We start from the raw sequence: 24,095 nt of genomic DNA on the forward strand, positions 1-24,095 counted from the left end.
ATATCGCGCCCCTTAGCCTAGTTCTGGCAGCAGGGCGGGTGCGGTTTCTTTCAGCAGGTCGATGAAGCGCCGCAGCTTGGCCGGATAGTGGCGCGCGTGCGGATAGACGATGTGGAAGGGCAGCGGTGCTGCCTGCCATTGCGGCGCCAGCTGCACCAGCTTGCCCTGCGCCAGTTCCTCGCGCATGGCCCACGAGGACGCCACGCACACGCCCATGCCCAGCACGGCCGCATTGCGCACCGCGTACAGGCTGTCCGTGCTCAGGCGAGGATTGATGGCGATGGTGCGCGTCTCGCCGCTGCCGCAATGGGTCAGGGCGATCTCGCTGCGGTAGAAGGTGCGCAGCGCCAGCCAGGGCAGGACGGCCATCTGGTCCGGGTGCCGCGGCGGATCACCGTCGAACAGGGCGGGCGAGGCCACCGCGATACGCGGCACGTCGGCCAGCTTGATCGCCACCACGCCCGGTTCGCTGGCATTGCCGACGTGGATGGCGCAATCGATATTTTCCGCGATGAAGTCCGGCATGCGGTCCTGCAGCAGCCACTCCACCGATACCCTGGGATAGCGTCTCAAGTACTCCGTGACAGGCGCCACGAGCTGGTGCTGGCCGAAGGCGTGCGGCGCCACCACCCGCAGCGTGCCTTCCGGCTCGTCGCGCACGCCGCGCAAATCTGCTTGCAGCGAGGTCCATTGCGCCAGCAGCTCCTTGGCCCGTTCGTAGCCGCGCTGGCCGTCCCCGGTCAGCTGCATGGCGTGCGTGGAGCGCTGCAGCAGGCGCACCCCCAGCATGCGCTCCAGCAGCTGCAGGCGGCGGCTGACGGTGGGCTGGGTGGTGCCCAGCTGCGCGGCGGCGGCCGAGAGGCTGCCCGCTTCGACGATGCGGACAAAGGTCTGCATCAGGTCCAGGCGGTCGCTGGCGGCGTAAGTCGGTGAACTCTTCATACGTCCAGCGTATAGCAATTGTGCGGTCTGGTCCACTACCGTGCGCTGTCCACGCCGACCATACTGCGGGGATCAACCAAGCAAGGGAGGCAGTGCGATGAATATAGGGTTTATAGGCGTGGGCGCCATGGGCGCGGCCATGGTGCCGCACCTGGTCAGGGCCGGCCACCAGGTCGGCGTGTGGAACCGCAATCCGGCCGCCTGCGCCCGGCTGGAAGGCGTGACGGTGCTGGACTCGGCCGCCCAGGCGTTTGACAACGAGGTGGTGCTGACCATGCTGTCCGAGGACAGCGCCGTGCGGGCCGTGATCCTGCAGCATGGCGTGCTGCAGAACGCGCGCAAGGATTGCGTGCATGTGATGATGGCGACCATCTCGGTGCAGCTGGCCGGCGAGCTGGCTGCGCTGCACCGCGAGGCCGGCATTGCCTACGTGGCGGCGCCGGTGTTCGGCGTGCCGGCGGTGGCCGCCGCCGCGCAGCTCAATATCGTGGCGGCCGGCGACCCGGCGGCCCTGGCGCGGCTGCAGCCGCTGTTCGATGTCCTGGGCCGCAAGACCTGGCCGATGGGCGAGGATCCGCGCCGCGCCAACATCGCCAAAATCTCGGGCAACATGATGATCGCGCTGGCCATCGAAGCCATGGGCGAGGCGGCTGCGCTGAGCGAAAGCTACGGCCTGCCTGCCGCCGATCTGCTGGACCTGCTGACCAATACCATCTTCGCCAGCCCCAGCTACCAGCGCTATGGAAGCTTCATCGCCAGCGGCAGCTACGAGCCGGGCTTCAAGCTGCGCCTGGGGCTCAAGGATGTCAACCTGGCGCTGTCCGCCGCCGAAGCCAGCGGCACCGCGCTGCCCGGCGTGGAAGTGGTGCGCGAGCATATGCACACGGCGCTGAAGCTGGGCCTGGAGTCGCGCGACTGGTCCGTGTTCGCCAGCATCCCGCGCGGGCGCTGAGCTTATTTCGCTGGCCGTGCCTTGGCCAGCACGCCGCGCCGCTGCTCGGGCAGGTGCGCGCCCGGATCGACGGCGCCGTCGAAGGCGTAATGCTGGAAGATGGCGCCCCAGGCGGCGCGCAGGGCGGGCGGCTGGGCGCCCATGCTGCGCATGGTCTGGACCAGGGCGTCGAAGCCGCTGCCCGGCTGCACTCCCTGTACATCGCCGGGCCACCAATAGTTGACCATCATGTTCAGCGCACCGCTGGACTGCACGTGGTGCCACCACAGCGGCGGAATATACAGGGCGTCGCCCGGTTCCAGGTCGGCCACCTGCGCGGCCTGCATGGCCAGCGGGAAGCGCGGGTGGCGCGCCAGGTCGGGGCGATGGAAATCCACCATGCTGATGGGCGTCGGTGTGGGCGCGAAGTCCAGCGGGCCGATGTACAGGTTGGCCACCTGCTCAGGCGGGAACAGGGTGAAGCGGCGCGCGCCGCTGACCACGCAGGCCAGGTTGTACGATTCATCGAAATGCGCCGGCGTGATGATGCTGTTGCCCAGCCACAGGCGCGGCCGCACCGAGGCCGGCAGCGCCGGCGCCGCATGCTCCTGCGCGAACCCAGGCAGGCACTGGTCCACCAGCGCGCTTTGCACCGCCACCGAGGGCGGCGCCTCGAACTGCGAATAGCGCGCCAGCTGCTCCACCACGCGCGACACCGTCACCTGGTTGCGCACGAAATTGAAGCCGCTCATGTCGGCGTTGTAGAACAGCCGCCCGCGCTCGGCCGGCGGCGTCATGACGGCGTCCACCTCGCGCCCGCTGTCGCAGTGCAGAAGGTAATGGCACAGTTCCTCCGGCGAGCGCAGCGCCTTGTGCACGGCCGGCCAGTGCCGGACGTAGCCGCGCAGCACGGCGGGACGGTAGGCGCTGGCAATCTCGGTGTCAAAGCGGTCGGGGGCTAGGCCGTGCCATTCGGGCACGCGGGCGGTCTGGTCGTTCATGGCGGCTGCGGGTATAAATGTGGCGGATGTCGGGCGTGCACGCTGCACGCCATCGTAACAGCGTTGGCGCAAAAAAGCCCGCCAGGGCAGGGCGCCTGGCGGGCTGTATCTACCCGTGGGTAGCGGAGCTTAGTACTTGATCTGCAGGCCGGCGTAATACTGCGCGCCGTTGGCGTAGAAGCGCGCCGGCTGATCCTTGTTGTAGATGTAGTTCTTCAGGATAGGGTTATTCAGGTTCTGGCCGCTGATGGTCAGCACCACGTTCTTGCTGATGTTGTAGTTGAACGAGGCCGACAGGGTGCCGGTGGCGTCCTGGTACAGCGGCGTGCCCCGGTCCTGGGCTGCCAGGAACTCCGAGCGCCACGAGTAGCTGATGCGGGCGTTGAACTTGTCGTTCTCGAAGTAGATGCCGCCGTTGGCGGTGGTCTTGGAGGCGCCCAGCATGTCGCACGGATCGCCGCTGGTGGCGGTCTGGAACGCCGGGCAGCTGCCGAAGTCCAGGTGCGAATCGGTCAGGGTGACATTGCCGTCCACGCCGAAGCCCATGCCCACCGGTACCTGCGCCGCCAGTTCCAGGCCCTTGACCTTGGCGCCGACGTTGATCGGCGAGGTGATGGTGTAGGTGGCGAACACCGACTTGTTCTGCTGCTGCGAGGCGCGGGTGTCGAGGAAGTTGCCGGTGCTGGTGCCGTAGCCCACGTAGTCCTTCAGGTCCATGTAGAACAGGCCGGCCGAGACCAGCGCGCGCGGCGCGAAGTACCACTGCAGGCTGGCGTCCAGGTTGGTGGACTTGATCGGCTTGAGGTTGGCGTTGCCGCCGTTGCCGGTGTGGGTCTCGTCGGTCAGCAGCACGGCGCCGCCCAGCGCGCCGTAGTCGGGACGGGTCATGGTGCGCGACACGCCCAGGCGCCCCACCAGGTCCGGGCGCAGGTCGAACTTCAGGTTCAGGCTGGGCAGGGGGATGGTGGTGTTGTTGTCGGTCGCGGTCTGGTTGACGTAGCCGCCCCACGGATAGGCGGGCAGGTTCTTGCCGGCCGGCTGGTTGGGCAGGATCTGGTAGCCGTTCGAGGTGCCCTCGGTGCGCACCACGCGCAGGCCGACGTTGCCGCTCCAGCCTTCGCCTTCCATCTCGCCCTGGATGTAGATGGCCTTGGTGTTCTCCTTCAGGTTGAACATGTCCTGGTAGTAGGTGCGGCTGACGTCGCGGTTGGAGTGCAGATTGCCCCAGGCCTGCAGGATGGCGGGATCGAGCTGCCACACGTTTTTCGGGAAGTCGCCACCCAGGTCGCTGCCGAAATCGGACGGGTAGGTGGTGCCGTTCCAGGCCGGGTTGGTGCTGCTGCCGCCGACGTCGGTGTTGGACCAGTTCGGACCCTGCGCCACTTCGAAGTTGCTGCGGGTGTGGTGGGTGCCGCGCACGCCGAACTTGATTTCGTTGAAGGCGCCGGCCTCGATCTTGAAGGCGGCGTCGATCTGGCCGTAGGTTTCCTTGTCGTCCGTGGTGGCCGGCGAGACGCCGAACACCCAGTCCAACGGGGTGCCGGTGAACACGGCGGTATTAATGTTCGGGAACTTGACGGTGGCCGGCGAACCGAGGCCGTTCAGGGTGTAGCTGGCGCCGGAGTTGTTCACGTCGCCCTCGAACACGCCCTGGCTAGGGGTCTCGCCGTGGCCCTTGGTGCTGCCGGCCTTGGCGGTCAGCACCAGCTTGTCGTTGACGCGCCATTTGCCGTCCAGGTCGAAGAACTCGGTCTTGGCGTAGGCGCCTTCGCGCACGATGTTGTCCACGATGCCGTAGCGCAGCGGCTTGGCGGCCGTGCCCTTGTTGCTGAACGAGGCCGACACCAGGGTGCCGTTGCGTATCACATAGCCCGGATCGGGCGCCACGCCGGACACCAACATGCCCGAGCCCTGCATGTCGGTCATGTAGTTGGTGTTGTAGTTGGAGGCGTCCATCTTGGAGCTGAAGTAGGTCGCTTCCAGGCTGAAGTCGCGGCTGGGCTTGAACTGCATGTCGACCAGGCCGCCGGTGCGCTTGCGCTCCTGGGTGAACAGCGAGGAGCCGATCAGGCGCGGGAACCACACGTTGGCCAGGTCGGGATTGGTCTTGAGCACCGGGTTGTTCGACTGCACCTGCGACCATTGCAGCAGTTCCTGGCCGTCGCGGCGCAGGTGGCGCTTCTCGGAGAAGCCCTGCAGCATCACGCCGAAGGTGTTGCTGTCGTTCTTCCAGTTGACCAGGCCGCTGATCTGCGGATCGGTCTTGCCGGGCAGGGTGGCGTACACCGCTTCCACCTTGGCCTCGGCCGAGATCTGCTGCTTGAAGTCCAGCGGGTGGCGGGTGCGGATATCGATGGAGCCGCTGGAGCCGCCTTCCACCTGGTCGGCGGTGGGGGCCTTGTAGACCACCACCTGGCCCACGATCTCGGACGGCAGCAGCGAGTAGCTGGCCGAACGGCCCACGGCGCCGCCCACCTGGTCCAGCACGAACCATTCGCCGGTGGAGACGGCGTGGCCGTTGATCAGGGTCTGGGTCAGCGACGGCGCCGTGCCGCGCATGGAAACGCGGTCGTTTTCGTCGAAGCCGCCGGAGCCTGCGCCCGAGGTCGAGATGTTCACGCCCGGCACGCGCTGCAGCGAGTCGGCCACGTTCTTGTCCGGCATCTTGCCCACGTCTTCGGCCGTGATCACGTCCACGTTGCTGGACGCATTGCGCTTGACCGCCAGCGACTGCTGCAGCGCACCGCGGATGCCGCTGATGACGACGACTTCAGGTTCCTTCTGCTCGGCCTGCTGCGCCTGGGCGCCCGCCGCGAGCACCAGCAGGGCTGCCGCAGTAGCGATTGGTGTCAGTTTGGACATGCCCTTGCTGTTATTGGTATGGTGCTTCATTGTTCCCCCCTTGAGTGGGCTCCGCCGAGCCCGACGATTGATGACGTTGTTGATTCATGGTGCGCCGGTCATGTTGGATTCCCATGCCGATGCTATTGTTTAAAACCACCTTCAAACCAATCCAACGCCAATATACTCGGGTTTGCATACCAGAACACTACCACTTGCTCATTCTTTTTTGTAATGTTGTAAGTTGCACACAAAGCACGTTCCTCACGGAAACGCATCTACCATCCGCTGGTAAAAAATGGGGGATCCGTGTAGAACGCCGGAGGTATGTTCTGGTCTTTTTTTGGTATTATTCAGCCACCCTGACCGCGAGGATGCCTTGAGCCGCGAGCCCGTCACCCCACTAGCCTACATCCGCCAGCAGCTGCAGCAGCCCGGCAACCTGCCCCTGTACCAGCGCCTGCAGCGCGCCCTGCTGACCGCCATCGAGCGCCAGCTGTTCAAGCCGGAGGATGCACTGCCGGCCGAGCGCCAGCTGGCGGCCGAGCTGGACATCTCGCGTATCACGGTGCGCAAGGCCATGGACGTGCTGGTGGGCGACGGCGTGCTGGTGCGCCGGCCCGGCTCCGGCAACTTCATCAACGGCCGCATCGAAAAGAACTTCGCCAAACTGACTTCCTTTTCCGAGGACATGCGGGCGCGCGGGCGCACCCCGCGCAGCGTGTGGCTCAAGCGCGCCGAGGGCACGGTGACGCCGGACGAGGCCATGCGTTTGCGTTTGAGTCCCGGTGCGCCGGTGTACCGCTTCCACCGCATGCGCTATGCCGACGAGGTGCCCATGTGTCTGGAATACGCCACCATCGTCGCGTCCTGTTTACCGTCGCTGGATGCGGTCGATGTGTCCATGTATGATGCCCTTGAAAGGGCAGGCAATCGTCCGGTGCGGGCGCTGCAGCGCTTGTCGGCGCTGCTGCTGAACGCGGAGCAGGCAGCGCTGCTGCAGGCCAGCGAGGGCGATGCGGGCCTGGCCGTGGAGCGCCTGGGCTTCCTGCGCGACGGCAGGGCGGTGGAATTCTGCCGCTCCTATTTCCGCGGCGACATGTACGACTTCGTGGCGGAACTGAACGCCACCTGAACCGCAAGGATAACCACCAGGGACAACCACCAAGGACAACATGAGTCTTCGTAGCCTACGGCCGGCAGTGCTGGCCGCGTGTGCGCTGGCATTGCCGGCGCTGCCGGCGGCAGCAGCCGCCGCACCGGAAATCGTCGCCTACTATCCCGGCTGGAAATCGGCCAGCTTCCCACCCACGCCGCGCAATATCGAGGCCGACAAGATCAGCACCCTGCTGTACGCCTTCCTGGACGTGTGCTGGGATGGCCGCCACGGCAATCCCGATCCCGCCATCCACGACGTGGCGCCCTGCCAGGACGCCAACGGCAAGGCGCTGGCCGACAATGGCGTGCTGGTGTTCCGCGACATGGCGGCGGACAGCGCCAACCTGCGCGCCCTGGCGGCCTTCAAGAAAAGCCATCCGCAGCTCAAGCTGATGGTGTCGGTGGGCGGCTGGAACTGGTCCAACCAGTTCTCCAACCTGGCCGATTCGGCCAATGCGCGCGCCACTTTCATCGGCTCGGCGGTGGCGCTGCTGCGCAAGTACAACCTGGACGGAATAGACATCGACTGGGAATATCCGGGCCGCCCCGGCGTGCCGTGCGCGCCCGGGCGCAGCTGCGCCAGCGACGAGGACCATGAGAATTTCGTGGAGCTGGCGCGCGAGATGCGCAGCGCCTTCGACACCGCTGGCCAGGCCGACCGCAAGCACTACGCGATCACCATCGCGGCTGGCGCCAATGCCGACTACATGAAGGATGCCAAGGGCGGCAGCGTGTGGCTCAAGGATTTGTCCGGCTACCTGGACTGGATCAACATCATGAGCTACGACTACCACATGCCGGCCGAGCCGCGCAGCGCGCACCATGCGGCGCTGGGCGCCGATGCGGCCGATCCCGCCCATGCCAGCGGCTACAACGGCGCGGCCGCGCTGCAGCGCTACCTGGCGGCGGGCGTGGCGGCAGACAAGCTGGTGTTGGGCGTGCCGTTCTACGGCTACGGCTGGAAGGGTTGCGCGGCCGGCCCCAAGGGCGACGGCCAGTACCAGCCCTGCAGCGGCGCGGCGACGGGCGGAGAGAACAAGGGCTCGTCCTATTCCTACGCCCACCTGCTGCGGCAAGGCTACCTGGCGGCCGACGGCGCCAGCGGCGGCAAGGGCTACGTGCGCTACTGGAATGCGGCGGCGCAAACGCCCTACCTGTACCATCCGGGCGAGCAGGTCTGGATCAGCTACGAGGATGCGCAATCGCTGCGCGCCAAGGCGGCGTTCGTGAAGGAGAAGGGCTTGCGCGGCGCCATGTTCTGGGAGCTGAGCGGCGACGACGGCAAGCACCAGCTGCTCAACGCCCTGGCTTCCGGCCTGCGCTAAAAAAAATCGGGGCCCGCGGCCCCGATCGATACTTTCTTCTACTGATTACTTGGCGGCCGGAGCGGCTGCCGCGGTCTGGTCGCGCTTGGCCCAGATGGCCCAGTAGCGGGCCAGGTCGCCACGGCCATCGTCGCCCTTGACCTGCTGCAGGGTGCTGACGGCATCATCCTTCTTGCCGGCCAGCGCATAGGCGTAGCCCAGGCGCAGCTTGGCGTCGTCCGGATTCTTGGCCACGCCCTTGGCGATACCCTGCTTCATCAGGTCCAGGCCCTTGTCATACTGGCCCATGGTCACGTACACATAGCCCAGGTTGACCAGGCCCACGCCATCCTTGGATTTCTGGGCGGCAGCTTCGCCGCTGGCGATGTTCTTGGCGTCGTCGGCGGCGCCCTTGTTGGCCTTGTCGCGCAGCTGCTTGTGCTTGGCCGCGTCCTTGCCGGTACCCAGCAGGCCCAGGGAAAAGCCCTTGTCCAGCGCATTCTTCGCCTCCGTGAAGAAGCCGGCCTGCAGGTCCAGCTCCGCCAGGTCGGAGTAATAGTCGCCGTCAGGCATCTGGGTCATGGCCACGTTCTGCAGGCGCAGCATGTCCAGGTCCAGGCGCTGGTTCCAGGTCGGCTTGCCGCGCGTGCGGTTCAGCAGGTCGTTCCAGTATTTGTCTTCCGGGTAGTAGGTGACCAGGTTCTCGACCGCGTCCAGGTAGGTCTGGTTGTCCTTGTTCTTGGTGCCGATGTTGGCCTGCAGCTGCATCAGCTCCATCGGCGGCTTGGTGCCGGCGGCCTTGTGCGCGGCCAGGTCCTTCAGCACTTCGGTCTTGGCCGTGGCCAGGTCGTTGCTGAAGAAGTAGGAACGCAGCAGGGCGCTGCGCACGGCGGCTGGGTCGCCGCCTTCGGCCGAATAGCGCTTGAAGGTGGTGACGGCGTTGGCGTAGTCCTTGCTGTTGTAGTAGGAATTGCCCAGCGCCTGGATGAAGTCCAGCTTGTCCTTGGGCTGCAGGCGGCCGGAATCGATCACGGCGATCAAGCCCTTGTTGGTCAGCTCGGCGTTGCCGCTGGCCGAACCCAGGGCCACGCGCATGCGGTTGAGGACGAAGTTTTCATACTCGGTCTTGTTCGGCATGGCTTCGACCTGGTCGATGCGCGACTGTACCTCGGTGTAGTTCTTGGCCGCCATCAGTTCCTTGACCTGGTTGGGGTCCAGCAGCTTGAAGATTTCAGGGCGCACCGAATCCGCCTTGGGCGCCGCAGCCGGGGTTTCCGCTTTTTCGGCAGCTAATGCGGCGTTCATGCCGAGCATGGCGGGCGCCGCGTTCAGGCCGACGGCGGCCAGGAGCAGGCTAATACGGGCGAGACGGAATTGGGACATGGTAAATCCTTCGATCGTGGTCATTAGACGCGCGGCGGATAGCGCCACCGCGTCGCGAATTATTGGGCAGGCATCGGGCAGGAGCAGCCCGCCCGAAAAGCGCCCATTCTGCCACCACTCGTGGCGCAGGAAAAGGGCGCTCCAGCCAAACCTGCATATTGTTACATAAAACCCTGGCGCATTCAGGATTCAGCCGTGCGCAGGCGCGGCAGGGCGCGCCCCTCTGCGTTGAAGAGCAGGCAGTGCGCCGGCGGCAGGTACACCTCCACTTCGGCGCCGGCGGCGGGAGCCGCGCCGCCGCTGGCGCGCACCGCGATCAGGTCCGGCGCGCCGGGCAGGCAGCCATACACGATGGATTGGTCGCCCAGGTATTCCACATGGCCCACGCGCAGCCGCACCCGGTTGCCCGCGCCGCCAGCCCCCAGGACCAGATGTTCGGCGCGCACGCCGATGGTGGCCGGGCCGCCGGCGCCCAGCGGCACCGCGCCGCCGGTATCGGCGTCTACCTCGATCAGCGCGCCGCCGCGCAGGCGCACGCTGGCGCCGCGCGCCGACAGTGCCACCACCTCGCCGGGGAAGAAGTTCATCTTGGGCGTGCCGAGGAAGCCGGCCACGAACAGGTTGGCCGGATGGTTGTACAGCGCGTGCGGGGTGCCGACCTGCTCGATGCGGCCGCCGTTGAACACGGCGATGCGGTGGCCCAGGGTCATGGCCTCGACCTGGTCGTGGGTCACGTACACCATGGTCGTCCCCAGCTCCCGGTGCAGGCGGCTGATCTCGACCCGCATCTGCACCCGCAGGCTGGCGTCCAGGTTGGACAGCGGTTCGTCGAACAGGAACACCTCCGGCTTGCGCACGATGGCGCGGCCGATGGCGACACGCTGGCGCTGGCCGCCGGACAGTTCCTTGGGCCGGCGCTTGAGCAACGGCGCGATCTGCAGGATGTCGGCCGCGCGCTCGACGGCGGCGCGCACCGCATCCGGCTTGTGCCCGGCCAGTTTGAGCGCGAACGCCATGTTCTCGTACACCGTCATGTGCGGGTACAGGGCGTAGGACTGGAACACCATGGCGATGCGCCGCGCGGCCGGGGCGATATCGTTGGCCAGCACGCCGCCTATGTGCAGCTGGCCGGCCGTGATGCCTTCCAGTCCCGCGATCATGCGCAGCAGGGTGGACTTGCCGCAGCCGGACGGTCCCACGAACACCATGAATTCGCCGTCGGCGATATCCAGGTCGACGCCGTGGATGACCGGCGTCTTGCCGTCATAGCTCTTGACGATGCCTTGCAGGCTGAGGGCGGCCATGGGTCAGCCCGCCACGGCCGGCTGCCGGGGAGCCTCCGCCTGGTCTGGCTGCGGCTGGGGCGCCGTCATCGGGATGAATTGCGACAGGATGGCGACCGGGATGGCGCTCAGCAGCACCCAGATGAAGAAGTGCTGGTAGCCCAGCGCGATCTGGATATCGCCGCTGAACAGCTTGAACAGCACGAAGCCCAGCTGCATCACGCCGGTGGAAAAGGCGTAGTGCGCGGTCTGGTATTTGCCCGGTGCGACCACCTGCATCATGTACAGGATCAGGCCGACGAAGCCGAAGCCGTAGCCGAACATCTCGATGCCGAGCGCGACGCTGATGGTGGCCAGGTCGGTGGGCAGTGCCGTGGACAGGTAGTAGAACACCAGGTTGGGCAGGTTGACCGCCAAAATCAGGGCCAGGATGGCGCGCTTCAAGCCCAGCCAGGACGTGAAGTAGCCGCCGCCTATGCTGCCGATGATGAAGGAAATGGTGCCCACGGTGCCGTACACGGCGCCCACTTCGGCGGTGGACAGCCCCAGCCCGCCCAGGCTGCGCGCCTCGCGCAGGAACAGCGGCCCGATGGACTGCACCTGCGCCTCGCCGGCGCGGAACAGGATGATGAACAAAATCGAGACCCAGATGCCGGGCTTTTTGAAGTATTCGACGATCACTTCCCACAGCGTGCGCGCCACCGCGCCCACCGTGGCCTCGCCGTTCACCACGTTGCGGGCCTGCGGCAGCGACCAGCTGTTGTACAGGCCCAGCACCAGCATCATCGCGGCCAGCAGCAGGAAGCAGATGGTCCAGGCGGGCACCACGCCCAGGGTCTTTTCATAATGGCCTGCCAGCACCAGCAGGCCGCCGTTGGCGAGGAATTTACCGGCGTTGAAGAAGGTCCCGGTCCAGCCGGCGTAGGCTGCCTGGTCTTTTTCGCTCAGGCTGGCGATGTACAAGCCGTCGCAGGCAATGTCGTGGGTGGCGGAGGCAATCGCCACCAGTCCCAGCATGGACAAGCTGGCCGCGAACCAGAACGGCGTGTGCAGCGACAGCGCCACCAGGCCTAGCGACACGGAGCCGAGCAGCTGGAAGCCGACCACCACCAGCTTCTTGCTGCTGGCCAGTTCCAGGAAGGGACTCCACAGCGGCTTGAGCACCCAGGCCATGCCGATCAGCGCGGTCCAGTGATTGAGCACGTCGTTGGCCACGCCCAGGCTCTTGAACATCTGGTTGGCCACCAGCGCCACGGCAAAGAAGGGCAGGCCCTGCGCCAGGTACAGGCTGGGCACCCAGAAGCGCGGGCTGTGTTTGTTTTGCTCTTGCATCGGCGTCTCTCGTTGTGTCTCTCGTTATTGTGGTGAGGTCAGGCGAAACCGGGCACCGGCGCCTTGCCCTGCGCTTCCAGCTGGCCGGACAGCCAGGCATTGACCGCCTCGAGCGCCGGCTGGGCGAAGCCGTAAGTCAGCAGCGCTGGCGCGGCGATGTCCAGCGCCTGGTAGGGGTTCCACAGCGCCAGGTGCAGGTCCGGGCGCCAGGTGGCGCGCGCATGCTCGCCGTAGCGCAGGCGCGAGGTCGAGGCCAGGATGGTGTAGCGGCCGTCGCGCGGCAGGGCGCTCCAGTCGAAGCACTCGGCGTCGTCGTAGGTGACCAGTTCCACGTCGTACAGCTGGCGCAGCGAGTCGGCCACCACGGCCGCCGGCACGCCCGCCTCCGAGACGCCGTCGCTGACCACGTCCTGGCGCGCCACCAGGCGCACGTGGGCGCCCCTGGCGGGACGGCGCGGCGCGCCATAGGCGGTCAGGGCGCGGCGCCAGCCCTCTGCCATCAGCAGGCGGTCGGCGGCATCTTCCTTGTACGAGCGCGGCTTGCACGGGTAGGCCAGGGCCAGCGCGGACAGGCGCTGCAGGCGGGCGTCGATATCGGCCGCCGACAGTTCACCCGCATCGATGGCGGCGGCGATGGCGTCCAGGGTCTCATTTTGCGTCTCCGGCGTGCCCAGCGCCATCACCATGTCGGCGCCGGCCGCCAGGGCGCGCACGGCGGCGTTGCCGACTCCATAACGGCCGGCGATGGCGTGCATGTCCATGCCGTCCGTGATGACGATGCCCTGGTACTGCCATTCATCGCGCAGCAGTCCGGTCAGGATGCGGCGCGACATGGTGGCCGGGTTGTCGGCGTCCAGCGCGGGGTAGACGATATGGGCCGTCATCACGGCCGGCGCGGCGGCCGAGGCGATGCGGAACGGCGCCAGTTCCAGCTGCTCCAGCTGGGCCAGCGGCTTGTCCACCGTGGGCAGGTCGCGGTGCGAATCGACGCTGGTGTCGCCATGGCCGGGGAAGTGCTTGACGCAGCAGGCCACGCCTTCCGCATGGCTGCCGGCCATCCAGGCCATGGCCAGTTCGGCCGCGCGCCGGGGTTCGGCGCCGAAGGAACGCTCGGCGATGACGGGATTGTGGGGATTGTTGTTCAGGTCCAGCACTGGCGCGAAGTTCCAGTTGAAGCCCAGCGACTTGACGGCGCGCGCCACGGCTGCGCCGGTGCGCTGCGCCAGCTCGGTGTCGTCGGCCGCGCCCAGGCCCATGGCGGCCGGCGGCGCCGGCACCCAGGTCGAGCGCACCACGGCGCCGCCTTCCTGGTCGATGGCGATCAGCGATTCGGGACCCATCAGCGCGCGCAGGTCGGCGGTCAGCTTGCCCAGCTGCCCGGAGTCCGTCATATTGCCCCGGAACAGGCACACGGCGCGGATGCCGTTGGCCTGGATGAAGGCGGCCGTGGCCGGGTCCAGCACGGTGCCGGGGAAGCGTATCATGATCAGCTTGCCGGCCAGTTGTCTCGATGTGGTTGGGTGGGTCATTTCACAGCTCCGTCCATGCCGCGCATGAAGTATCGTTGGGTAAAAAGGAAGGCTGCCAGCGTGGGCAGGATGGTCAGTATGGTGCCGGCCGCGATCACGCGGGTACTGCTGCCAAAGGTGCCGCGCAAGTACAGCACACCGACCGACAGCGGGAATTCATCGGGCTTGCTCATCACGATGGAGGGCCAGATGTATTCGTTCCAGCTTTCCACCGCCGTCAGGAGGCCGACCGTCGCCAGCCAGGGCGCGATCAGGGGCAGGGTGATGCGGCTGAAGATGATCCATTCGGAGGCGCCGTCCACGCGGGCGGCGTCGACCAGCTCCTGCGGCACTTCCTCGAAGGCTTGCTTGAGCAGCAGGATGGCCACCGCCGTCACCACGTTGGGCAGGATCACGCCGGTGTAGGTGTCCACCAGGCCCAGTTTCGTGACCGTGATGAAGTTGACCAGGAAGTTGACCTCGGACGGCAGCACCAGGGTGGCCAGGATCAGGCCGAACACCAGCCGGCGGCCACGGAAGCGCATGCGGGCCAGCGGGTAGGCCGCCATGGCGCACAGCACCAGCTTCCAGAACACGGTGCAGGCCGAGATCAGCACCGAATTGACGAAGAAGTCCCATAGCGGAATGGCGTCGAACACGGCAATGAAGTTGGCCAGCGAGGGCTGGCGCGGCCAGAAGGTGGGCGGGAAGGCGAAGATATTGCCTTCGGTGGACAGGGCCGTCACCAGCGTCCACCAGAATGGGAACACGCACACCACGGCCAGCAAAACTAGCAGCAGATAGTGCGCCAGCACTTGCAGTGGGCGGGCGCTCATTGCTGCCTCGGGCGGACATGGCGCAGGCACAGCGCCGCGATGGCCACGCAAAACACCGACACCACGAAGCTGGCGGCCAGGGCGCGCGGCAGCTTCAAATGCTTGAGGCCCTGGTCGTAAGCGTAGTACAGGGCGGTGAAGGTGGAGTTCATGGGGCCGCCCTGGGTCAGCACGTCGACCTCCTGGTAAGCCTTGAGCGCGGCCAGCACCGACAGGATGGTGCACACCATGATGGTGGGCCGCAGCATGGGCACGGTGATGCGCCAGAAGCGCTGCCAGCGGGTGGCGCCGTCCAGGATGGCGGCTTCCTGCATGTCGGACGGAATGCTTTGCAGGGCGGCCAGGTACATCACCATGTACCAGCCCAGGCCGCGCCACAAGGTAACGAACATGATGGCGAACAGGGCGATGGTGTCGTTGGACAGCCAGCCCACCGGGGCGCCCACCAGGCGTAGCGTCAGCAGCACGTAGTTGAGCGCCCCCTGCTCGTGGAACATGAAGCCCCACATGATGCCGACCACCGACACCGTGGTCACCACCGGCACATAATAGGCGGCGCGGAACCAGCGTATCGCCGGCAGCTGGTTGTTGACCAGCACCGCCAGCGCGATGGCGCCCAACTGCACGAAGGGCACCATGAGCAGGAATAACAGGGAATTACGCAGGCCGGTGACGAACATCTCGTTATCGAAGAGGTAGCGGAAGTTGTCCAGGCCGACCCAGTGGGTGGGGCGTATCAGGCTGTAGTCGGTGAAGGCCAGCCAGGAGCCGAACAGTACCGGCCAGAACGAGAACACGGCCAGCAGCGCCAAGGCGGGCGACAGGAACAGCCAGGCGGTGGTGTTCATGCGCATGCTCAGCGGCTCCGCTGGGCGGCCAGTTTCTTGTTCCAGACCGCCACCGCCTGGTCCAGCGCCTGCTTAATGTCCTGCTTGCCGGTGACGCCGGCCTCCACCGCCTTCACCAGGTAGCGGCGCAGCTCGTCGTAGTCTTCGATGCCGGCCACGTACAGGGTGTGCGCGTGCGGTATCGATACCGCGCCGGCCGGCACGGCTTTTTCGGCGGCGCCGGCGCCGGGCGGCAGGCTGGTGAAGAAGGGATCGTTGGCCGCCTTGGCCATGGCCGGGTAGACGCTGGCCTGGCGCGCGAAGGCCAGTTGGTTGGCGTCGCCGGTCAGGTAGCGTGCGAACCTGCCCACCGCCGGCAGCAGCGCCGGTTTGACGTTCTTCGGCACGGCAAAGTGGATCAGCCAGCCGCCGTCGGCAATGCCGGTCGGGCCCAGCGGCGCGGGCGCCACCTCGGTGATGGCGTAGATGTCGGCGGCGTCGCCCTGGATGCGCTTGAGCGCCGTCGGCGGCGCCAGCAGCATGCCCAGGCGGCCGCCCTTGTAGGCGTCTATCGCGGCCGGGAAGTTATCCTCGGCGAACAGCGCATCCTTGAGCAGGCCGCCGGCCTGGTAGGTCGCGGCCAGCTTGGCCACCAGGGCTACGTGGGCCGGCGAGTTGAACACCGCCTTGCCCTGGCTGATCACGGCCAGGCCCTGCTGCATCATCAGGCCGTCGATCTTGGACAGGGCCGGGCACAGGCCGGCCTTGCCGGTGCGCGCGGCGATCTGGCGCGCATAGGCAAGCTGCTCATCGAGGTCGCGCGGCGCGCGCGTGATGCCGGCCTGCCTGAAGATCTGCGTGTTGTAGGCGATCACGGCGACGTTGCTGTACATGGGGAAGCCGTAGGTCTTGCCGCCGAAGGTGAGGTCCTGCAGGGTGCTGGGCAGGTAGCGACCTCGGACCTCGCCCAGCAGTTCGTCGACCGGCGCGAGCAGGCCGTCGCGCGCGAATTCATCGGCCCAGGGCACGTTGAGGTTGACCAGCGCGGGCGGATTGCCGGCCACGATGCGGGTCACCAGCTTGGCCTGTATCACATCCCAGGGAAAGTCCACCCATTCCAGCTTCACGCCCGGGTTGGCCGCTTCGTAGTTGCGCACCAGGGTCTCGAAGTAGGGCGTGAACTTGGGCTTCATGCTGAAGGTCCAGAATTCGATTTTGTCAGCCGCCACGGCCGCCGAGGCAAGCAGGCTGGCGGCGGCCAACGCCAGCAAGCATCGCGCCGCTCCTGCGCAAGCAGGAGCCCATGCTGAGCGTGACGGCATGCTCGGCATGGATTCCCGCGTTTGCGGGAATGACGGGGCCTGTTTCATCTCAATTGGTCTTGGTGACTTTGCTCAGGTGGCGCGGCTGGTCCGGGTCCATGCCGCGCGCGGCGGACAGCTTGGCCGCCATCACGTAGAAGGCCTGGATCGCCACGATGGGATCGAGGTCGGGCGTGGCCGCCACCGGCAGGGTCAGGTCGCGCTCGGCGATATCGGCCGGCGCCGCCAGCAGCACGCGCGCGCCGCGTCCGCGCATTTCCGAGGCCAGGTGCAGTAGGCTGGCCTGGGCCGGGCCGCGGGTGGCGAAGATCACCAGCGGATAGCCATCCTCGATCAGCGCCATGGGGCCGTGCTTGATCTCGGCGCCGCTGAAGGCTTCCGCCTGCAGGGCCGAGGTTTCCTTGAATTTCAGCGACGCTTCCAGCGCCACCGGGAAGCTCATGCCGCGTCCCACCACCATGATGTTGCGGGCCGGGGCCAGTACCTCGATGGCGGGCGACCAGTCCTCGGTGGTGGCGGCGCGCAGCGATTCCGGCAGCGCCTCCAGCCCGGCCAGCAGTTCGGGATCGTTCTGCCACTGCGCCACCAGGCGCGCACCGGCCACCAGGCTGGTGATGAAGCTCTTGGTGGCGGCCACGCTTTGTTCCTTGCCGGCGCGCAGCGGCATGGCCCATTCGGCGGCCTGCGCCAGCGGCGAAGCTATGTCATTCACCAGCGCCACCGTGGTGGCGCCGCCGTCGCGGAAGTACTTGACCGGCTCCACCACGTCCGGGCTCTGGCCCGATTGCGAGATCGAGATGGCCAGCGTGTCGCGCGTGATCAGCGGCGATCTGTTCAGCGTCACCAGCGACATGGGCAGCGACGCCACCACCCGTCCCAGGCGCGCCATGATCAGGTAGGCCAGGTAGGAGCAGGCGTGGTCCGAGCTGCCGCGCGCGATGGTCAGCGCGGTGGAGAACGGGGTGCTCCTCAACTTGCGGCCCAGCTCTGCGTAGCGCTCGGTGTCGCTGGCCAGTTGCAGGGCGACGCAATCGGCGGCCGACAGGGCTTCTTTCAACATCATTGAGGTCACAGCAATTCTCCTTCGATATACACGGCTTTGAGGTTCAGGTCACGGTCGAGCACCACCAGGTCGGCGTAGGCGCCGGGGGCCAGGCGGCCCCGCTCCTGCAGGCCGAGGTAATCGGCCGCATAGGTTGAGACCCGCGCCGAGGCGTCCGCCAGATCGAGGCCGAGTCCGGCCAGGTTGCGCAGCGCCTGGTCCATGGTAAGGGTGGAACCGGCCAGCGTGCCGTCGGGCAGCCGCACGCCGCCCATGCACTTTTGCACGCGGTGGCGGCCCAGCATGTATTCGCCATCCGGCATGCCGGTGGCGGAAGTCGAATCGGTGACGCAGTACAGGTGCGGTATGGCACGCAGCGCCACCTTGATGGCGCCCGCATGCACGTGCAGCAGGTCGGGTATCAGCTCGGCGTAGCGGGCATGCGCCAGCGCCGCGCCCACCATGCCGGGCTCGCGGTGGTGCAGGCCGGTCATGGCGTTGAACAAATGGGTAAAGCCGTGCGCGCCGTTTTCCAGCGCCGCCACGCCATCCTCGTAGCTGCCCAGGGTGTGGCCGATCTGCACCCGCATGCCGGCCTCGGACAGTTCGCGCACCAGCGCCAGGTGGCCGTCGATCTCGGGCGCCACGGTGATCAGTTTGATGGGGGCGATGGATTCCAGGCGCTGCACGTCGGCCAGCGTGGCCGAACGCGCGTAGGGCGGCTGCGCGCCCAGCTTGCCGGAGTTGATGAAGGGGCCTTCCAGGTGGGTGCCCAGCACGCGCGCCTCGCCGGCGCCGCGGTTGCGCACCGCCTCGCCGATGCCGGCCAGGGCCAGGTCGATATCCTCGGGCGGCGCGGTCATGGTGGTGGCCAGCAGGCTGGTGGTGCCGTGTCTGGCGTGGATGGCCGCGATGGCGTGGATGGCGGCGCCGCCCTCCATCACGTCCTTGCCGGCGCCGCCGTGCACGTGCAGGTCGATGAAGCCGGGCAGGATGTAATGGTCGCCGTTGTGCGCCGGATTGCCGTCGGCGCCGCTGATCGCAGCGATGCGCTGGCCGAACTGCAGTTCACCGTGGACCCAGCCGTCCGGCGTCAGGATATTGCCTTTGATTGCACCGCTCATCTGCGCGACTCCGCTACGTGGTCATACATGTTATTGGTCCCGCAGGCGCTGCTGTATCAACAGCAGCGCGCCGGCGGCGGAATCGCCCTCGGCCGGCACTACCCGTTCCAGCAGCGCGGGCGGCAGGTAGGGACGCAGCGGCGCGGCCAGGCCGCCGCACAGGGCGATCGGCAGGCCGCCGGAGGCGTCCAGCGCCTGCGCCATCAGTTGCACCTGGCGTCCCGCTTCGAGCAGGATGGCGGCGGCGGTGGCGTCCGACCCGCCATGCTGCAGCACCATGCGCGCCAGGGTGGCGTATTCGGTCTGGGTGGCCCGGGCCAGCCAGCCCTGGATGGCGTTGCGTTCGCCGCCGCAGGCTGCGATCACCGCGTCGGCAAACACGCCGCCTGGCACGCGCCCGTCCAGCACCTGCTGGATATGGTTGACGGCGCGCAGGCCCATCCAGGCGCCGCTGGCCTCGTCGCCGGCCGGGAAGCCCCAGCCTCCGACTTCGACATGGCGGCCGTCGGCCAGTTTCACTTCGCCCACGCTGCCGGTGCCCAGGGCGATGATGGCGCCCGGCCGGCCGCCATGGGCGCCCAGCACCGTGGTGTGGCCATCGCTTTCCAGCGCCACCCGGGCGTAGCCGGGATTGGCCTCGACAAACTGGGCGGCCCAGGCGCGGTTGTGCACCCCAGCCAGGCCCAGGCCGATGGCGACCGCGGCGCGCGGCGGCACATCCAGCCCGGCGCCGTGGAAGGCGCTGGCCGCCGCCGTTTCCACCGCGCTCCATGCCTTGGCGATGCCGTGGCTCAGGCCGGACGGGCCGCTCTGGCCCTCGCCCAGCGGCGTGCCATCGGCGCGGGCCAGCCTGACCCGGGTGCCGGTGCCGCCGCCATCGGCGCCGAGTAAGTATTCAATCATGGGTGTGAGTGTAGTCCTGGGGTGAGGGCACTATATGGTTGCGTAACCAGCTTGTCAACAGGTATTTAACTGGTATTGTTAAATTTTGAAGTGGACTGCACCGAATGTCCGCGACGGAAAATGCAAGTGCTTGTTTCCATTCAGGTTGTGCGCTATGTGGCGGGGAAGGGCATGTGGTGCGCAAGCATGCCACTTTGGTCTGGTTCTGGTTAGCCAGAAACGACATCGCCCGGTCTGAGCCGGGCGAAGGGGAGGGGGCGGACTGCGTTACGCTCAGTTGCGTTCGCGCATGCCGGTGCGTTCGTAGGTGATCAGGCGCGAGCGCTCGGCCATGATGGCCTTGCCCGCCAGTTCGGTGCGGCCCTTGACGTTGACGGTGGCGCTGCCGGGGCCACGTACCACCACGTCGGCCTGGTTGGTCCACAGCTGGCGCGCGCTCAGGTTGCCGGAACCACTGAGCTGGGCGGTGAGGGCGTCTATCTTGCCGTCCAGCTTGACTTCGCCGGGTCCGCTCATGCTGACCCGCACGGTCTTGCAATCGGTATTGGCGCTTAGGTCGCCGGAGCCGCTCAGTTCGGCGTCCAGCGAATCGCTGACCTTGCTCAGGTAGATATTGCCGGGGCCACGGCTGCGCGCCACGGCGCGCGCCACGGCCAGGCTCCTGGCGTTCAGGTCGCCGGAGCCGTTGACTTCGGCGTTCAGGGTGCCGGCGCTGCCGTTCAGGGTCATGTTGCCGGGGCCGGCCAGCAGCACGCGCACATTCTGCGCCTGCAGGCCGCGCACTTCCAGGTCGCCGGAACCGCGCAGTTCCGCCTCGAAGGCCTTGATGTTGCCCGATACGCAACCATTGCCGGGGCCGCGCAGGGTGGCCGTCACGCTGTCGACCGCCAGGCCGCAGGTGCGCAGGTCGCCCGAGCCGCTGACTTCGGCGCGCAATTCCCTGCTGGCGCCGCGCACCGTGAAGTTGCCCGGGCCGTGCACCTGGGCGTTGACGCGGCTGGCGCGCACATCGTTCACCTCCAGGTCGCCGGAGCCGTCCATTTGCGCATTGAGTTCCTGGGTCACGCCGCTGGCGCTGACATTGCCGGGGCCGCCCAGCTGGATGTTGAGGCCGGCCGATTTCAGCTGGCGCAGGTCGAGGTCGCCGCTGCCGCTGGTTTTCACGGTCAAGTCGCGCACGTTGCCGCTGGCGCGCAGGTTGCCCGGTCCCTCGGCATGGATGGACAACTGCTGGCCCTGGAACTGTTCCAGCGACACGTTGCCGCTGCCGCTCATTTTCAGGTTTTTCAGGTTGGCCGCGTAGATGCGCACCGTGGCCTGTTTCGAGGTCTTGCCGAAGCTAAAAGTCCAGCCCTTGCGCTTGGGCGGGCTGACGGTGAGGGTGTCGCCCGAGACCGAGGTTTCTATCTCGCTCAGCTGGTTGCGCGGGCCGGACAGTTCCAGCGGCCGTTCGCCCTGGGCCACGATGACCACGTTGTAGGGGCCGTTGACGGCGATCGAGGTGAAGGGAGAGACCGTGCGGGTCTCGCTGGCGATGGTGTCGGCGTCGGCGCTGTACACCAGCGGGGCGGACAGCCCGCCTGCGGCCAGGACGATGGACAGGGCCAGGGGTTTGAACAAGGGAGTCATGTCAGGTCGATATAGGGTAGCCTAGTTATGGACAAGATAGGGCAAACTGCCCGGCGCCGTCCGCAGAAAGGGACAGAAGTGCGGATATGCGGTATCAGCTGCAAAAAACGGGACCCAGGCCGCGCGCCGCCACCGCTGGAGCGCCTATATGTGTTTTGGGCGCCTGGTGTCATAATGGCCGCAGGGCCGGGCCGTGACAGGGCGGAAAGCCGGCGGAGGAGTGGACATGATCAAATACATGGGGACCAGGAATACCGACGAGGGCGCGGTGCTGTACATATTTCTCATCAACGGCTTACAGAAGGAAATCCGCGAAAGCGACCTGAAGCAGTATCCGGGCTGCTACGAGGCCTTGCCGGCCTCGGTCAGGACGCGCATCAGCGCCAGCCGCAACTGGCTGTCCAAGGCCTGATGCGCCTGCCTGTCCTCGCCTCTGGCCTGTCCCTGGCCCTGGCGCTGGCCGCCGCGCTGGCGCCGCCGGTTGCCGCGCAGGGCGTGCCCACCCACTTCGGCACCATCATCGGCAACGGCCTGCTATGCCGCGACGAAACCGACAATGGGTATTTCTACAATTACCTGCTCAAGGCCTTTGGCGCCGCCTACAAGCATGAGGGCGGCGCCTACTGGTTCCGCACCGATAACGCCAACCTGTGGGGCATCCCCATTTCCGAAGTGATGGTCAGCGATGACACCAGCGCCCTGGTGTTTGTCGGCGCCGTGGCCGAAGCCACCCCGGAGGAACTGGAAAAGGCGATTATCGACAAAGTGGGCGTGCATTATGCGAGAATCGATAGCTCGCCCTACCCGGTGCGGGAGGCCAAGCCGGCCAGCCGCATCGTGTATTTCGACACCAAGTCCAAGATTTACTGCGCCAAGTTCAAGCCGCTGCCGCCGGTGCAGCCGCCGCCGGTGCGCCAGCGCTTCCCGGCGCCCACCACACGATGACATGTACACGCACTATTTCAGCCTGAAGCAATCGCCGTTTTCCATCGCCCCCGATCCGCGCTACCTGTACATGAGCGAGCGTCACCGCGAGGCGCTGGCGCACCTGCTGTACGGCATAGGCAGCGGCGGCGGCTTCGTCCTGCTGACCGGCGAGATCGGGGCCGGCAAGACCACCGTGTGCCGCTGCTTCATGGAGCAGATCCCGGACAACTGCAAGCTGGCCTACATCTTCAATCCCAAGCTGTCGGTGCCCGAGCTGCTGCAGACCATCTGCGACGAGTTCGGCATTGCGCCGCCGGCCGAGGCCGGCATCAAGGGCCATGTGGACGCCATCAACAGCTACCTGCTGGCCAGCCATGCCCAGGGCCGCAACAACGTGCTCATCATCGACGAGGCGCAGAATTTGTCGGCCGAGGTGCTGGAGCAGCTGCGCCTGCTGACCAACCTGGAGACCAGCGAGCGCAAGCTGCTGCAGATCATCCTCATCGGCCAGCCGGAGCTGCGCGCCATGCTGGCGCGGCCGGAGCTGGAGCAGCTGGCGCAGCGGGTGATCGCGCGCTACCACCTTGGTTCGCTGTCCGAGGACGAGACCGGCGCCTACGTTGAGCACCGCCTGGCGGTGGCGGGAGCGACCGCCATCACACCCTTCCCGCGCCGGCTGATGGGTCTGGTGCACCAGTTGGCCAAGGGCGTGCCGCGCCGTATCAACCTGCTGTGCGACCGCGCGCTGCTGGGCGCTTACGTGGAGAACCAGCCGCAGGTGACGCGCGCCATCCTGCGCCGCGCCGCGCAGGAAGTGTTCGAGGGTCAAGCCCTGCCGGCACGCTACGGCGCGCCGCAGTTCGCGGCCGCCGCCGTGGCCGGGCTGGTGCTGCTGGCGGCCGGGGCGTGGTACTTGGGCGGCCGCAGCGGCGGCGCCGTCCACGTGCCGGCCGCGCTGGCTGCCAGCAATGGCGTGGCCATCGGTACGGGGGGCGGCGCGGCGGGGACTGCCCAGCCTGGAACGCCGGGCGCCGGTAGCGCCCTGGCCGGAACGCGGGCTGGCGCCAGTGCGGCGAACAGCGCTGCTGGCGGTAATGCGGCTGTCGGTGGCTCCGGTGTCCCGGGCCGTGGTGCGGCCGGTTCCGCCGGCGGTGGCGGTCCGGCTAGCGGCGCCGCGCCGGCGGCGGCCACCGGCATGATGGCCGCCGCGCCCGGGGCGGAAAGCAGCGGCGCCGTGCTGCGCAAGCTGGCGGCGCTGTGGGGCGAGCAACTGCCGGAAGGCGAGGCCTGCCAGGTTGCCGCACGGCTGAACCTGCGCTGCCTGTCGGGCAAGGGCGGCATCGCCGAGCTGCGCCTGCTGGACCGTCCCGCCATGCTGACCTTGCATGACGATCCCACCCGTCCCACCTACGCACTGCTGACCGCCATGAACGAGCGGGCGGCCACGCTGCGCATCAACGGCCGTGAGCAAAGCGTCAGCCTGCGCGAGCTCGATACCCGCTTCGACGGTGAATACACCACGTTCTGGCGCGCCCCGCGCAGCTGGCGCGACCAGGTATCCGGCGGCGACCGGGGGCCGGACGTCGACTGGTTGGCCAAGCGTCTGGCGCAAATTGACGGCTTGCAGAAACCGCAGGAAAACCAGCCCCTGGACGCCGGCCTGCAGCGCCGCCTGGTGGAATTCCAGGCCGCGCAGCAATTGAAGGCGGACGGCGTGGCCGGCCCCAAGACTTTTATCCGGCTCAATCAGCTGGGCGGCGTGCAGGAGCCCCGCCTGCTGGCCGTGGCAGGGAAATAACGCT

At 67.2% G+C, this 24,095-nt stretch carries 20 protein-coding genes; 6 read left to right on the forward strand and 14 right to left on the reverse strand.

Annotation, left to right across the window (positions count from 1 at the left end):
* Positions 1 to 12: 12 nt before the first annotated feature.
* A complete protein-coding gene (locus ACLB1G_RS21460) occupies positions 13 to 942 on the reverse strand; it encodes a LysR family transcriptional regulator (protein WP_491629279.1) in 930 nt (309 codons plus the stop codon).
* A gap of 97 nt (positions 943 to 1,039) precedes the next feature.
* On the opposite strand from ACLB1G_RS21460, the gene ACLB1G_RS21465 reads away from it, so the two are divergent.
* On the forward strand, positions 1,040 to 1,894 hold the full coding sequence (locus ACLB1G_RS21465) for an NAD(P)-dependent oxidoreductase (protein ID WP_491629280.1): 855 nt from the start codon (positions 1,040 to 1,042) through the stop codon (positions 1,892 to 1,894).
* Positions 1,895 to 1,896: 2 nt separating this feature from the next.
* Here the strand turns inward: ACLB1G_RS21465 and ACLB1G_RS21470 are convergent, their stop codons facing one another.
* Both ACLB1G_RS21470 and ACLB1G_RS21475 read right to left on the reverse strand, forming a co-directional pair.
* Positions 1,897 to 2,874, reverse strand: a complete 978-nt coding sequence (locus ACLB1G_RS21470; protein ID WP_491629281.1) for a cupin-like domain-containing protein — start codon at positions 2,872 to 2,874, stop codon at positions 1,897 to 1,899.
* Positions 2,875 to 3,003: 129 nt separating this feature from the next.
* On the reverse strand, positions 3,004 to 5,736 hold the full coding sequence (locus ACLB1G_RS21475) for a TonB-dependent receptor (protein ID WP_491629282.1): 2,733 nt from the start codon (positions 5,734 to 5,736) through the stop codon (positions 3,004 to 3,006).
* A gap of 358 nt (positions 5,737 to 6,094) precedes the next feature.
* Here ACLB1G_RS21475 and ACLB1G_RS21480 point away from each other — a divergent pair, with 358 nt between their 5' ends.
* Complete coding sequence (locus tag ACLB1G_RS21480; protein WP_491629283.1) at positions 6,095 to 6,850, forward strand: GntR family transcriptional regulator; 756 nt, start codon at positions 6,095 to 6,097, stop codon at positions 6,848 to 6,850.
* A 40-nt stretch (positions 6,851 to 6,890) separates the two neighbouring features.
* Positions 6,891 to 8,198: a glycoside hydrolase family 18 protein gene (locus ACLB1G_RS21485; protein ID WP_491629284.1), complete on the forward strand. Its 1,308-nt coding sequence runs from the start codon at positions 6,891 to 6,893 to the stop codon at positions 8,196 to 8,198.
* 45 nt (positions 8,199 to 8,243) lie between these two features.
* Here ACLB1G_RS21485 and ACLB1G_RS21490 read toward each other — a convergent pair whose 3' ends face one another.
* The 11 genes from ACLB1G_RS21490 to ACLB1G_RS21540 form a co-directional block, all read right to left on the reverse strand.
* On the reverse strand, positions 8,244 to 9,560 hold the full coding sequence (locus ACLB1G_RS21490) for a tetratricopeptide repeat protein (protein WP_491629285.1): 1,317 nt from the start codon (positions 9,558 to 9,560) through the stop codon (positions 8,244 to 8,246).
* A 182-nt stretch (positions 9,561 to 9,742) separates the two neighbouring features.
* Positions 9,743 to 10,864: an ABC transporter ATP-binding protein gene (locus tag ACLB1G_RS21495; protein ID WP_491629286.1), complete on the reverse strand. Its 1,122-nt coding sequence runs from the start codon at positions 10,862 to 10,864 to the stop codon at positions 9,743 to 9,745.
* Between the two features lie 3 nt (positions 10,865 to 10,867).
* The gene (locus ACLB1G_RS21500; RefSeq protein ID WP_491629287.1) at positions 10,868 to 12,175 is read right to left on the reverse strand and encodes an MFS transporter; all 1,308 of its coding nucleotides are present in this window, start codon (positions 12,173 to 12,175) and stop codon (positions 10,868 to 10,870) included.
* A gap of 38 nt (positions 12,176 to 12,213) precedes the next feature.
* Entirely contained in the window at positions 12,214 to 13,704 is a 1,491-nt protein-coding gene (locus ACLB1G_RS21505; protein ID WP_491629288.1) for a glycoside hydrolase family 3 protein, read from the reverse strand.
* The gene (locus ACLB1G_RS21510; protein ID WP_491629289.1) at positions 13,701 to 14,519 is read right to left on the reverse strand and encodes a carbohydrate ABC transporter permease; all 819 of its coding nucleotides are present in this window, start codon (positions 14,517 to 14,519) and stop codon (positions 13,701 to 13,703) included. The genes ACLB1G_RS21505 and ACLB1G_RS21510 overlap by 4 nt, the downstream gene beginning before the upstream one ends.
* Positions 14,516 to 15,367 carry a carbohydrate ABC transporter permease gene (locus tag ACLB1G_RS21515; protein ID WP_491629290.1) on the reverse strand — a complete coding sequence of 284 codons (852 nt, stop codon included), beginning with the start codon at positions 15,365 to 15,367 and terminating at the stop codon, positions 14,516 to 14,518. Before ACLB1G_RS21515 ends, ACLB1G_RS21510 begins: the two co-directional genes overlap by 4 nt.
* An 8-nt stretch (positions 15,368 to 15,375) precedes the next feature.
* Positions 15,376 to 16,617, reverse strand: a complete 1,242-nt coding sequence (locus ACLB1G_RS21520; protein WP_491629291.1) for an ABC transporter substrate-binding protein — start codon at positions 16,615 to 16,617, stop codon at positions 15,376 to 15,378.
* Between the two features lie 100 nt (positions 16,618 to 16,717).
* Positions 16,718 to 17,731, reverse strand: coding sequence for an SIS domain-containing protein (locus ACLB1G_RS21525; protein WP_491629570.1), 1,014 nt, complete (start codon positions 17,729 to 17,731; stop codon positions 16,718 to 16,720).
* A 5-nt stretch (positions 17,732 to 17,736) separates the two neighbouring features.
* A complete protein-coding gene (nagA, locus tag ACLB1G_RS21530) occupies positions 17,737 to 18,834 on the reverse strand; it encodes an N-acetylglucosamine-6-phosphate deacetylase (RefSeq protein WP_491629292.1) in 1,098 nt (365 codons plus the stop codon).
* 30 nt (positions 18,835 to 18,864) lie between these two features.
* Positions 18,865 to 19,737, reverse strand: coding sequence for a glucosamine kinase nucleotide-binding domain-containing protein (locus ACLB1G_RS21535; protein ID WP_491629293.1), 873 nt, complete (start codon positions 19,735 to 19,737; stop codon positions 18,865 to 18,867).
* Between the two features lie 273 nt (positions 19,738 to 20,010).
* Positions 20,011 to 21,366, reverse strand: coding sequence for a head GIN domain-containing protein (locus ACLB1G_RS21540; protein WP_491629294.1), 1,356 nt, complete (start codon positions 21,364 to 21,366; stop codon positions 20,011 to 20,013).
* A 226-nt stretch (positions 21,367 to 21,592) separates the two neighbouring features.
* Between ACLB1G_RS21540 and ACLB1G_RS21545 the strand changes: the two genes are divergently transcribed.
* The 3 genes from ACLB1G_RS21545 to ACLB1G_RS21555 are packed head-to-tail and all read left to right on the forward strand — an operon-like array spanning position 21,593 to position 24,091.
* Positions 21,593 to 21,778 (forward strand): hypothetical protein, encoded by a 186-nt coding sequence (locus ACLB1G_RS21545; RefSeq protein ID WP_491629295.1) that lies wholly within the window; start codon positions 21,593 to 21,595, stop codon positions 21,776 to 21,778.
* Positions 21,778 to 22,311, forward strand: coding sequence for a hypothetical protein (locus ACLB1G_RS21550; RefSeq protein WP_491629296.1), 534 nt, complete (start codon positions 21,778 to 21,780; stop codon positions 22,309 to 22,311). The genes ACLB1G_RS21545 and ACLB1G_RS21550 overlap by 1 nt, the downstream gene beginning before the upstream one ends.
* Position 22,312: 1 nt before the next feature.
* Positions 22,313 to 24,091: an ExeA family protein gene (locus ACLB1G_RS21555; RefSeq protein ID WP_491629297.1), complete on the forward strand. Its 1,779-nt coding sequence runs from the start codon at positions 22,313 to 22,315 to the stop codon at positions 24,089 to 24,091.
* Positions 24,092 to 24,095 lie beyond the last annotated feature (4 nt).

The organism is Duganella kummerowiae, assembly GCF_053572355.1.